Origin of the sequence: Elioraea tepida (genome assembly GCF_019203965.1) — a bacterium.
Classification (GTDB): Bacteria; Pseudomonadota; Alphaproteobacteria; order Acetobacterales; family Acetobacteraceae; genus Elioraea_A; species Elioraea_A tepida.
The window spans coordinates 2,709,912-2,721,897 of sequence record NZ_CP076448.1; the positions used below are offsets into that span (position 1 = coordinate 2,709,912).

Genomic DNA, 11,986 nt, shown 5'->3' on the forward strand with positions numbered 1-11,986 from the left:
GGCCGCAGATGACCGTCAAGACACGCAAGAAGCTCATCGAGGTCGCCCTGCCTTTGGAGGCGATCAACGCCGCCTCGGCGCGCGAGAAATCCATCCGCCACGGGCACCCCTCCACGCTGCATCTCTGGTGGGCGCGCCGGCCGCTGGCCGCCGCCCGCGCGGTGATCTTCGCGCAGATGGTGGATGATCCCTCCTCGGTGCCCGAGCTCTTCCCGACGGAAGCCGAGCAGGAGCGCGAACGCCAGCGCCTGTTCCGCCTGATCGAGCAGCTCGTGCAGTGGGAGAACACCACCAACGAGGACGTGTTGCAGCGCGCGCGCGACGAGATCTGGGCGTCCTGGCGGCGTGCCTGCGCCGACAATGCCGGCCATCCGCGCGCCGCGGAGCTCTTCGATCCTGACCGCCTGCCCGCCTTCCACGATCCCTTCTGCGGCGGCGGCACCCTGCCGCTCGAGGCGCAGCGGCTCGGGCTCGAGGCGCATGGGAGCGACCTCAACCCCGTGGCGGTGCTGATCACCAAGGCGATGATCGAAATCCCGCCGCGCTTCGCCGGGCAGCCGCCGGTGAACCCGAAGCGGGACCTGCACCGGCACTGGAAGGGCGCGCAGGGCCTGGCGGAGGATGTGCGCCACTACGGCCAGTGGATGCGCGACGAGGCCGAGAAGCGCATCGGCCATCTCTACCCGAAGGTCGAGATCACGCCCGCGATGGTGGCGGAGCGGCCGGACCTCAAGCCCTATCTCGGCCGGAGGCTGACGGTGATCGCCTGGCTCTGGGCGCGCACGGTGCGAAGCCCCAACCCGGCCTTTGCGGAGGTGGAGGTTCCGCTCGCCTCGAGTTTCCTGCTCTCCAGCAAGGCGGGCAAGGAGGCCTGGGTGGAGCCGGTGATCGAGGCCGCCCCCGTGCAGGACCTCGGCATGGGCGGGGGCGATCTTGTTGGCCTCGCGGAACGCGCTGCGCGGGCGAAGGGCTACCGGTTCGTGGTGCGGGTGGGGAAGCCGCCGCCGGAAGCGAAGGCCGGCACCAAGCTGGCGCGCGGGGCGAATTTTCGGTGTGTGATGTCGGGCACGCCGATTGCTGGCGACCACATCAAGGCGGAGGGTCAGGCCGGGCGGATGGGCGCGCGACTGATGGCCATCGTCGCCGAGGGCGAGCGGGGGCGTGTCTATCTCTCGCCGACGCCGGAGCATGAGGCGGCAGCGCGGCAGGCGCGGCCGGCGTGGAAGCCGGAGACGTCCCTGCCCGACGACCCGCGTGCCATCTGGTGCGTAGCCTACGGCCTGACGACCTTCGGCGATCTGTTCACCGACCGGCAGTTGGTGGCGCTGACGACCTTTTCCGATCTGGTGGGGGAGGCGATGGCGCGCATCCGCGCCGACGCCCTCGCCGCCGGCCTGCCCGACGACCCCACGCCACTGCGCGACGGCGGCACCGGCGCGACAGCCTACGCGGAGGCGGTGGGGGTGTATTTGGGCCTCAGCGTCAGCCGCCAGGCCAATCGGTTGTCAACCCTCACCTTTTGGGACGCCGGCGGGCAGAACGTTCAGCAGGTCTTCGCGCGGCAAGCGCTGCCGATGGTCTGGGATTTCGTCGAAGCCAACCCGCTGAGCGGCTCAAGCGGCAGTTTCGATGGCCAAGTTGGCTATTTGACGAACGCCGCGGCAACACTTCCCGCCCAAGGCACCGGGAGCAGCGCCCGCCAAGCCGATGCGCGCGCGATAATCAGCAACGGCCTGTGCATCATTTCGACGGATCCGCCCTACTTCGACAACATCGGCTATGCTGACCTGTCAGACTTCTTTTACGTTTGGGTCCGGCGAAGCCTGCGGGGGGTATTCCCCGAACTCCTTGGAACTATGGCCGTGCCAAAGGCCGAAGAACTTGTCGCCTCGCCCTATCGCCACGGCGGGAAGAAGGAGGCAGAGACGCTCTTCCTCGCCGGCATGTCACGGGCGATGCAGCGCTCCGCAGCCCAGTCACACCCGGCCTTTCCCGTTTCCATCTACTACGCCTTCAAGCAAGCCGAAACCGGCGCGGTGGAAGGAACCGCCAGCACAGGCTGGGAAACCTTCCTCGATGCCGTGATCCGCGCCGGCTTTGGCATCAGCGGAACTTGGCCGGTTCGGACGGAACTCGTCGGCAATCTGAAGAAGACCGTCGCCGCCCTCGCCTCCTCGATCGTCTTGGTCTGCCGCCCGCGCCCCGCCGACGCCCCCTCCGCCACCCGCCGCGAATTCCTCAGCCAGCTCAAGGCCGAACTCCCCACCGCCCTGCGCCACCTCCAGCACGGCAACATCGCGCCCGTTGACCTCGCCCAGGCCGCCATCGGCCCCGGCATGGCCGTCTTCACCCGCTACGCCCGCGTGCTGGACGCCGAAGGCAAGCCGCTCTCGGTGCGGGAGGCGCTCGCCCTGATCAACGCCACCCTCGATGAGGTTCTGGCCGAGCAGGAAGGCGATGTCGACGCCGACAGCCGCTGGGCACTCGCCTGGTTCGACCAATACGGCTTCGCGGACGGGGAGTTCGGCGTCGCCGAAACCCTCTCCAAGGCCAAGAACACCTCGGTCGCCGGCCTCGCCGAAGCCGGCATCCTGGACTCCCGCCGCGGCAAGGTGCGCCTCAAGCCGCCCGCCGAACTGCCGCCCGAGTGGGACCCCGCCACCGACCCGCGCCTGACCGCTTGGGAGAGCGTGCACCACCTCATCCGCGCCCTCGAAACGGGTGGCGAGGCCGCGGCGGCAGCGCTGGTCGCCAAACTCGGCGCCAAGGCGGAGGTCGCGCGCGACCTCGCCTACCGCCTCTATGTGATCGCCGAGCGCAAGAAGCGCGCCGCCGACGCCCTCTCCTACAACGCCCTCGTGCAGAGCTGGCCCGAGATCGCCCGCCTCGCCCGCGAGAGCGGCCCGGCGGCGCGCGACCTGTTCGAAGCCGCGGGGGGCTGATGCATGCAGATCGAAACCATCGCCATCGAGAACTACCGGCTCTTCCGCCAGGCGATCTTGCGCGACCTGCCGCGCATGTGCGTCGTCGTGGGTGCCAACGGCTCCGGCAAGTCCACCCTCTTCGACGTCTTCTCCTTCCTCAAGGATGCGCTGACCCAGAATGTGGGCACCGCCGTGGCCCGCCGAGGCGGCTTCCACGAACCGGTGAGCCGCGGGCAGCCCGGCCCGATCCGGATCGAACTCAAGTTTCGAGAAAGCGGCGGCCGGCTCGCCACCTATGAGCTGCAGGTCGCCGTGGCGGGCGGCCGGCCCGTCGTCCATCGCGAAATCCTGAAGTTCCGCCGCGGCAGCCATGGCAAGCCCTGGCATTTCGTCGATTTCTCGCGCGGCCAGGGCAGCGCGATCACCAATGAGGCCGCCTATGGCCAAGAGGGCGTCACGGAGGAGCGTGAGCCTTACGTGCTGGACGACCCCAGTGTGCTGGCCATCAAGGGCCTCGGGCAGTTCAAGGAATTCCGGGTCGTCGCGAAGTTCCGCAGCCTGATCGAAAACTGGCACATTTCCGATTTCCACATCAGCGAGGCCCGCCCGAGTGCGGAGGCGGGCTATGCCGAACATCTCTCGACGCAGGGCGAGAATATCGCCCAGGTGGCGCAATACATGTTCGAGCACCACCGAGAGCGCTTCAACCAGGTCCTGGAGGCGATGCGCCGACGCGTTCCCGGCGTCACTCGTGTGGAGGCCAAGTCGACCGAAGATGGGCGGCTCGTCCTGCGCTTCCAAGACGGCAGCTTCAAGGACCCGTTCATCGCCCGCTATGTCTCGGACGGCACGATCAAGATGTTCGCCTACCTGCTGCTCCTCTACGATCCCCGGCCTCATCCGCTGCTGGCCGTGGAGGAGCCGGAGAACCAACTATACCCAGAGCTGATGCAGGAGCTTGCCGAGGAGTTTCGCGATTACGCGCGCCGCGGCGGGCAGGTCTTCGTCTCGACCCATTCGCCAGATTTCCTCAACGGCGTGCGTCTCGACGAAATCTACTGGCTCGTCAAGCGTGAGGGCTTCACCACAGTTCGCCGAGCCTCCGATGATGAAAACCTGCGCAGCCTTGTGGAAGCGGGAGACCTCCCTAGGGCACTTTGGCGACAGGGTCTCTTCGAGGGCGCCGGGCCGCGATGAGCCGCCTAGTCTTCCTCCTCGAAGAGTATTCCATGAAGGTCTTTCTGGAATCTTTTTTGCCGCGTGTGTTTCGTGGCCTCGATTTCATTTGTATCATGCACGAGGGAAAAAGCGATCTCGAGCGGAGCATTCGAAGAAAGCTTCAGGCGTGGCGAGAGCCAGGGGCCCGCTTCATCGTCCTGCGCGACAATGACGGCGGTGATTGCGGTGCGCTGAAGCGACATCTGATTTCGCTCTGCTGCGCCAAACCCGACACGACCGTGCGGATCGCCTGCCAGGAGCTCGAGGCATGGTATCTTGGCGATCCCGAGGCGCTCTCTGCTGCCTTTGATGATGCAAACCTCGCAGGGCTCGCCAGACAGGCGCGCTTCCGTGAACCCGATAGGGTGCAGCGTCCCAGCCAGGAGCTGCAACGCCTGGTACCATCGTTCCAGAAGGTCGCCGCTGCACGGCGCATGGCAGCGGTGATGGATCCGCATCGCAACAGGTCGGAGAGCTTTCGGGCATTGATCGACGCGGTGCGGCGGTCGTCGCTGCGTTACGCAAGCTGATAGGCTGCCGCCATGGCCATCACCAACCACGAACGCGTCGGCAAGGGGATGGAGCTTCTGCGCTCAGGCCTCGCCCCCTTCGTCGAGCGCGAGATCCACGCCGCGGTGAAGGCCGGCACCGTCCGCATGGACGCCGTGCGCCGCTTCGCCGAGGACCCGATCCTCGGCCAGAAGCCGATCACGCAATGGGACGTTGCCGGCCTGCTCAAGCTGATGTGGGAGAGCTGGAACGACGTCTTCGGCCGCACCCTCGGCCGGGCGGAACGCTCGCTGGTGCAGGAGTTGCGGGACTGGCGCAACAAATGGGCGCATCAGGAGCCCTTCTCGAGCGACGACGCCGACCGCGCGCTGGATTCGGCGAGCCGCCTGCTCGCCGCCGTCTCCGCGCCGGAGGCCGACGAGGTCAGCCGCATGAAGATGGAGCTGCGCCGCCTCGTCTTTGACGAGCAGGTGCGGGGCGAGAAGCGCAAGGCCGGCGGGTCCCTGATCGAGCCCGCGGCCGCGGGCAACCTCAAGCCCTGGCGCGAGGTGGTGACGCCGCATGCCGATGTCGCCTCCGGCCGCTACCAGCAGGCGGAGTTCGCCGCCGATCTGTGGCAGGTGCATCTCGGCGAAGGCAGCGACGAATACCGCAACCCCGCCGAGTTCTTCAGGCGCACCTTCCTGACCGAGAGCCTGAGGCGGCTCCTGGTCGGCGCCGTACAGCGCCTCTCGGGCCAGGGGGGCGACCCGGTGGTGCAGCTGCAGACCAATTTCGGCGGCGGCAAGACGCACTCGATGCTGGCGCTCTACCACCTGTTCGGCGGCGCCGCACCCGGCGAGCTGGCGGGGATCGAGACCGTGCTGGCCGAGGCGGGCGTGAAGACCGTGCCGAAGGCGACGCGCGTCGTGCTGGTGGGCAACAAGATCTCGCCGGGCAATCCGGTGACCAAGCCCGACGGCACGGTGGTGCGCACGCTGTGGGGGGAACTCGCCTGGCAGCTCGGCGGTAAGCAGGCCTTCGCGCGCATCGCGCAGGACGACGAGAAGGCCACCAGCCCGGGCGATGCGCTGCGCGAGCTGTTCAACGCCTACGCCCCCTGCCTCGTTCTCGTCGACGAATGGGTCGCCTATGCGCGCCAGCTTCACGACGCGAGCGACCTCCCGGCAGGAAGCTTCGAAACCCAGTTCAGCTTCGCCCAGGCGCTGACGGAATCAGCCAAGCTCGCGAAGAACTGCCTGCTCGTCGTCTCCCTGCCCGCCTCCGATTCCGGCGGCTCACCCCACACCCAGGCGGAGGACGTTGAGGTCGGCGGCATTCGCGGCCGCGAGGCGCTCGATCGCCTGCGCAACGTCATCGGCCGTCTCGAGTCCGCCTGGCGGCCAGCCTCTGCCGAGGAGGGTTTCGAGATCGTCCGCCGCCGCCTGTTCCAGCCGATCCCTGGCGAGCTCTACAAGTATCGCGACCTCACGGCGCGCGCCTTCGCCGATCTCTACCGCGCCGAAGGCGCCGACTTCCCGCCCGAATGCCGAAGCGGCGACTACGAGAAGCGCATCCAGGCCGCCTATCCGATCCACCCTGAGATCTTCGACCGGCTCTACACGGACTGGTCCTCGCTCGTGAAGTTCCAGCGCACACGCGGCGTGCTGCGGCTGATGGCGGCGGTGATCCACAGCCTGTGGGAGAAGGGGGACCGCAGCCCCCTGATCCTGCCCTCCACCATCCCGATCGACGATCCGCGCGTGCAGTTCGAACTGACGCGCTATCTCTCCGACAACTGGGTGCCGATCATCGAGAAGGACGTCGATGGCCCGAACTCGCTGCCGCTGAAGATCGACGCGGAGGTGCCCAATCTCGGCAAGCTCTCGGCGACGCGTCGTGTGGCGCGGACGATCTACCTCGGCTCGGCGCCGACGGCTTCGGCCGCCCAGCGGGGCCTCGAGGACAGGCAGGTGAAGCTCGGCTGCGTGATGCCCGGCGAGTCGCCCGCCGTCTTCGGCGACGCGCTGCGCAGGCTCGCCGCCGCCGCCACCTATCTCTACCAGGACGGCGCGCGCGCCTGGTATGCGACGCAGCCGACGGTCACCAAGCTCGCCGAGGACCGGGCCGAACAGCTCAAGCGTGATCCTGACCAGGTGGCGGTGGAGCTCGAGAGGCGGCTGAACGCCGATCTTAGGCAACGCGGCGAATTCCCCCGCGTTCACGCCCTGCCGCGCTCGAGCGCCGATGTTCCGGACGATCTCGAGACGCGCCTTGTCGTTCTTTCCCCAGAATATGCCTACAGCAGGGAGAACGACAACGCCGCGGAGAAGGCGGCACAGGCAATCCTTGACTCGCGCGGGACTGCGCCGCGTCTGTATCGCAACACGCTCGTCTTCCTCGCCGCCGACCGGGTGCGGCTGCAGGACCTCGACGAGGCCGTGCGCAGATATCTCGCCTGGTCGTCGATCGTGGCGGAGAAGGAAACGCTCAATCTCGACCCGTACCAGGTGCGGCAGGCGGAGACGCAGAAACAGGCCGCCGACGGTGCTGTGACGGCAAGGCTGCCGGAAACCTATCAGTGGCTTCTCGTTCCCGAGCAGGCGAACCCGCAAGCGCCCGTCGCGTGGCAGGCGCTCCGTCTTTCAGGCGCTGACGCTCTCGCGGTGCGTGCCGTCAAGAAGCTGCGGAACGACGAACTCCTGGTCACGAAGCTCGGAGCCACGATCCTGCGCAAGCACCTCGACGAGGTGCCGCTGTGGCGCGGTGATCACGTGCCAGTTCGCCAGCTGGTGGACGATTTCGCGCGCTATCTCTACCTGCCGCGCCTGCGCGATCCGGAGGTGCTCTTGCAGGCGATCCGCGACGGCGTTGCTCTGCTGACCTGGAAGACCGACAGCTTCGCCTTCGCCGAAAGCCACGACGAAGCGACCGGGCGCTACCGCGGGCTGCGCGCTGGCCGGGAGGTCGCGATCACGGCAGAGGGGCCAGGGCTTGTGGTGCAGCCCGAAGTCGCGGCGCGGCAGCTCGAGGCGGAGTCGCCCCAGGCAGCAAGTGCGCTCACGCTGGCGGCTTCAACCCTCACGCCCGGCGATGCCGATGTCGGGCCACGGCCGGGGGGTGATCGCGGTCAGCAGCCGGAGGCGCCGGCACGGCTTCGGCGCTTCCACGGCTCGGTGCGGCTGGATTCGGCGCGGGTCGGCCGCGATGCGGCGCGGATCGCGGAGGAGGTCATCTCGCACTTGGTCGCCCAACTCGGCGCGGAAGTGACAGTCACCCTCGAGATCGAAGCAAAGATCCCGCATGGGGCGACGGACCAACTGGTCCGCACGGTCACCGAGAACTGTCGGACATTGAACTTTGATAGTCAGTGCTTCGAACGAGAGTGACGTTGCGTCGTTGTCGATGCCGTCGCGCGTGTGCGTGTCGGGGAGAGTTGCTTGCCAACCTGCCGGGGCAAGCGCATTTTCAGAATCGATGGCGACGTACAGGAACTCCCAGCCGATGCCACGGGAGCGGCTCTGTCCTCCACGGTTACCGGTGATGCGGTGGCCGATGCCGCCGATGCGGCCGAGCGTCTTGGTGTCGATGTGGATCAGTTCGCCCGGCCGCTCGCGCTCGTAGCGGATGATTCGGCGCAGCGGATCGAGCGCCGTGAGCCGGCCGAGACCGAGACGGCGCAACGTGACGCCAACCGTGGAGACCGGCTGGCCGAGCTGGCGGGCGATGGCAGGGCCAGGGAGGCGCTAGCGCCGCAGTGCCGCGATCTCGGCCTCTGCCGCCGCTGACAGTCGGGACGGGCTGCAGTGTCGCCGGCAGGAGCCATCGCGCAGGCCGGCCTCACCCTCGGCGGCGAAGCGGTCACGCCACTTGCGGACCGTGCGCGGGCTGGTGCCGAGCGCCGCCGCGACGGCGGCCACGGTCCAGCCTGCGGCCAGGCGCTCGACCAGCGGCAGTCGACCCTGCGGCGTCGTGGGCGCATTCTCATCGGCGTCCATCCGGGGCTCCGGCTTGGCGGTTGAAGGTCCGGCAACCACAGCCTCCAACCTCAGCCCCGAAGGGACAACCTCCGTAACAACGACAGCTAGGGGCACTCCGACCGGTCTCAGAAGCTCGGAGTGCCTGCGTACGACTCGCGGCAGCAGATCGGCAATGGTCGGCTGGGGCTGAGGCTGTTGGCCACACGGTCACATCGCGGTTCCGACCGCGGCGAGGCGGATGGGGGGACGCGCGCCTCCTGCGCGACCCGGCCCGGCGAGCGCGTGAAGCTACCCCTTGGCGATCCGGCTGCTTCTCGGGCTCCGTGGCGCGAGCGGCGGGAGCTGGAGCACCGGGACTTTGGGACACATTCGCGTGGTCGAACTTCGGACCTCGCAACATACGCGCGCGTGAGCCGCGAAGGTGGGACCTGCGGGACCGGCACTGGGACCGCACATATGCGCGCGTAGATTCCTAAAATGGGACTAAAGTGGGACCTGTGGGAGTGCCGTTGGGACCGCGCCTCGGCCAGCGCTAGGCTCCGGGCTCATAACCACCAAGTGACGGTTGCGGCGAGGTAGACGGCGCTGAGGAAGACGTCTGCGCGTCGGTCGTATCGCGTGGCGATGCGTCGGAAATCCTTGAGGCGGCAGAAGACGCGCTCGATCAGGTTTCGCTTGCGCCAGGCGCTCCGGTCGAAGGGGTGGTGCTGTTTGCGGGTGGGGTTGTTCGGGATCACCGGCAGGATGCCGCGGGCGAGGAGGAAGCTGCGGATGCCGTTGCTGTCATAGGCAGCGTCGGCGATGCAGAGCTTCGCTGACGGCCAGGGAGCAAGCAGCGCCAGTGCCACTGGCGCATCGCCGTGCTGGCCGGCGGTCAGTTCGAAACCGATCGGGCGACCAAGATGATCGGTCAGCGCGTGGATCTTGGTGGTCCGCCCGCCCCGCGGCGGGCCCCATCGCGGCTTGCCGCGATGGGTTCCCCGACCGCCCGATGGCTTGCGCGCGCTCCCCCCTTTTCCACCCCCGGCGCTGCGATGGGCCTTCACATGGCTGCTGTCGAGCAAAAGCTCGGCCGGCGGGCCGCCAGCCCTGGCGAGCGCGCGGAACACGCGCTGCCACACGCCCTTGGCTCTCCAGCGCACGAAACGGTTGTACAGCGTCTTGCGCGGGCCGTAGACAGCCGGCGCATCGACCCAACGCCCGCCAGAGCGCAGCACATGGACGATGCCGCTGATCACACGCCGGTCATCCACCCGAGGCTTGCCGCGTGTGTCCGAAGGCAGCAGCGGCGCAAGTCGCCGCATCTGCGCCTCGCTCAGAGAGACACAGATCACTCATCCCGGTTCCCCTCCATCGCCGCCAAGGGAGCCACCCCGAATCACACCAGCCCGCGTCGCTCAAAGAACTTTATGAACACATTATGGGTCCGGACCCTAGGCTCAGGACCCATTCATCTGCTTGCGGCGACGCGGGCGGGCGTGATTCTGAACGGGGCGGAGGTGCCCTCATGTCCGTCCTGTTCCTGCTCACCCCGGCGCAGATGCGGCGCATCCGGCCGCACGTCCCGCTCTCGCACGGCATCCCGCGCGTGGACGACCGGCGCGTGCTGAGCGGCATCATCTTCGTCATCCGGGGCGGCCTGCGCTGGCGCGACGCCCCGCCGGGCTACGGCCCGCACAAGACCCTCTACAACCGCTTCGTCCGCTGGAGTGTTCAGCCGCATCTTCGCCGCCCTCGCCGGCGAGGCCGGCGAGCCCGACCGCCTAATCATCGACAGCACGCACCTGAAGGCCCACCGCACCGCGGCCAGCCTCCTCAAAAGGGGGCGCCTGATCGGTGCATCGGCAGAACCAAGGGCGGGCTGAACGCCAAGCTCCACGCCGTCTGCGACAGCCAAGGCCGCCCCGTCGTCATGATGCTCTCCGCCGGGCAGATGAACGACCAGAAGGGCGCCAACATCCTCGCCCCACTCCTGCCGCCGGCGCGCGAGCTGATCGCTGACCGCGGCTACGACAGCACCCCGTTCCGCGCCGCGCTCGCCGAGCGTGGCATCGCCGCATGCATCCCGACCAAGAAGAACCGCAAGCAGCCCATCCCCTACGACAAGGCGCTCTATCGTCAGCGCCACCGCATCGAGATCGCCTTCCGCCGCCTCAAGGATTTCCGACGCATCGCCACCCGCTACGACCGATGCGCCACCATCTTCTTCGGCGCCATCACCCTCGCCGCAACCGTCACCTTCCGGCTCGGCCAATGAGTCCTGAGCCTAGAGCGGAACCCGACGTGATTGAATCGGGAGGGATTCCCAGATCAGGCGCTAAGAGTGAGTCAGACTGTCTGCCGGATGAAGCCGGCAGGGGATGCCGAGAGCGCTGTCGGTCGATCTTCGGGTTCGGGTTCTGGGGGCTGTGGCGGCAGGCGCGACGCATCGCGAGGCCGCCGAACGTTTTGGAGTGAGCGCGGCGAGCGTCAGCCGCTGGCGCAAGCGGGAGCGTGAACAGGGCGATCCGCGCCCCGGGCGGCTTGGTGGCGACCGGCGTTCGGGCCAGATCGAGGCGCGCCACGATGCGGTGATGGCCGCGCTCGGCCCAGGCAGGGACGCCACGATCGAGGAAGTCCGCGCGAGCCTGGCGGAGCAGGGCCTCGTCTTCGGCTTCGGCACGATCCAGCGCTTCTTCGCGCGCCACGCCATCACGCGTAAAGAAGACCGCGCACGCCACCGAGCAGGACCGTCCCGACGTCCTGATCCGGCGCGAAGCGTGGTTCGAAGGTCAGCTCGATCTCGATCCAGACCGGCTGGTCTTCATCGACGAGACATGGGCCTCGACCAACATGGCCCGCCGCCACGGGCGTTGCCGGCGCGGCGAGCGGCTTCGGGTCGGTGTCCCGCATGGTCATTGGAAGACGACCACCTTCGTCCACGCACTGACCATGCGCGGCTTCATCGCCCCCTGGGTGCTCGATGGGCCGATCAACCGCGACGCCTTCGAAACCTATGTGGCCAAGGTGCTGATCCCGGAACTGCGGCCTGGCGACATCGTCGTCATGGACAACCTGTCCAGCCACAAGGGGCCGCGCGTGCGCCAGATGATCGACGCAGCAGGCGCCCAACTGCGCTACCTTCCGCCCTACAGCCCCGACTTCAACCCCATCGAGAACGCCTTCGCCAAGCTCAAGGCCCTGCAGCGAAAGGCTGCCGAACGAACCATCGGCGGCCTCTGGGACGACATCGGGCGCATCCTCGACCTCTTCCATCCAGCCGAGTGCGCAAACTACTTCACCGCCGCAGGCTATCATGCAACCTGATCCGATTCCGCTCTGAACACGGCAGCGCAGCCGGAAAGCGCGGCAACACCCGGGCACCTCCGGATCACG

9 protein-coding genes are annotated in these 11,986 nt (G+C 67.9%); 7 read left to right on the forward strand and 2 right to left on the reverse strand.

Annotation, left to right across the window (positions count from 1 at the left end; genetic code table 11):
• Positions 1–8: 8 nt before the first annotated feature.
• Genes KO353_RS13025 through KO353_RS13045 form a run of 5 tightly spaced genes read left to right on the forward strand, consistent with a single transcriptional unit; the run spans position 9 to position 8,419 of the window.
• On the forward strand, positions 9–2,942 hold the full coding sequence (locus KO353_RS13025; RefSeq protein ID WP_218285163.1) for a DUF1156 domain-containing protein: 2,934 nt from the start codon (positions 9–11) through the stop codon (positions 2,940–2,942).
• Positions 2,943–2,945: 3 nt separating this feature from the next.
• Entirely contained in the window at positions 2,946–4,121 is a 1,176-nt protein-coding gene (locus tag KO353_RS13030; RefSeq protein WP_218285164.1) for an AAA family ATPase, read from the forward strand.
• Positions 4,122–4,153: 32 nt separating this feature from the next.
• A complete protein-coding gene (locus KO353_RS13035) occupies positions 4,154–4,672 on the forward strand; it encodes a DUF4276 family protein (protein WP_218285165.1) in 519 nt (172 codons plus the stop codon).
• Between the two features lie 12 nt (positions 4,673–4,684).
• Positions 4,685–8,020, forward strand: a complete 3,336-nt coding sequence (locus KO353_RS13040; RefSeq protein WP_218285167.1) for a Swt1 family HEPN domain-containing protein — start codon at positions 4,685–4,687, stop codon at positions 8,018–8,020.
• A 51-nt stretch (positions 8,021–8,071) separates the two neighbouring features.
• On the forward strand, positions 8,072–8,419 hold the full coding sequence (locus KO353_RS13045) for a hypothetical protein (RefSeq protein WP_218285169.1): 348 nt from the start codon (positions 8,072–8,074) through the stop codon (positions 8,417–8,419).
• On the opposite strand, the gene KO353_RS13050 is transcribed toward KO353_RS13045, so the two are convergent.
• Together KO353_RS13050 and KO353_RS13055 are read right to left on the reverse strand one after the other, a co-directional pair.
• The gene (locus KO353_RS13050) at positions 8,378–8,629 is read right to left on the reverse strand and encodes a helix-turn-helix domain-containing protein (protein ID WP_218285170.1); all 252 of its coding nucleotides are present in this window, start codon (positions 8,627–8,629) and stop codon (positions 8,378–8,380) included. The two genes, KO353_RS13045 and KO353_RS13050, sit on opposite strands and share 42 nt — an antisense overlap.
• Positions 8,630–9,156: 527 nt before the next feature.
• The gene (locus KO353_RS13055) at positions 9,157–9,945 is read right to left on the reverse strand and encodes an IS5 family transposase (protein WP_268906192.1); all 789 of its coding nucleotides are present in this window, start codon (positions 9,943–9,945) and stop codon (positions 9,157–9,159) included.
• A gap of 173 nt (positions 9,946–10,118) precedes the next feature.
• On the opposite strand from KO353_RS13055, the gene KO353_RS13060 reads away from it, so the two are divergent.
• The gene (locus KO353_RS13060; protein ID WP_235691861.1) at positions 10,119–10,868 is read left to right on the forward strand and encodes an IS5 family transposase; all 750 of its coding nucleotides are present in this window, start codon (positions 10,119–10,121) and stop codon (positions 10,866–10,868) included.
• 103 nt (positions 10,869–10,971) lie between these two features.
• Positions 10,972–11,917, forward strand: a protein-coding gene (locus KO353_RS13065; protein ID WP_218285172.1) for an IS630 family transposase whose coding sequence is annotated in 2 segments (ribosomal slippage) — positions 10,972–11,312 and positions 11,311–11,917 — 948 coding nt in all. Because the reading frame shifts where the segments join, the coding sequence is not laid out codon by codon here.
• The last annotated feature ends 69 nt before the right edge of the window (positions 11,918–11,986 follow it).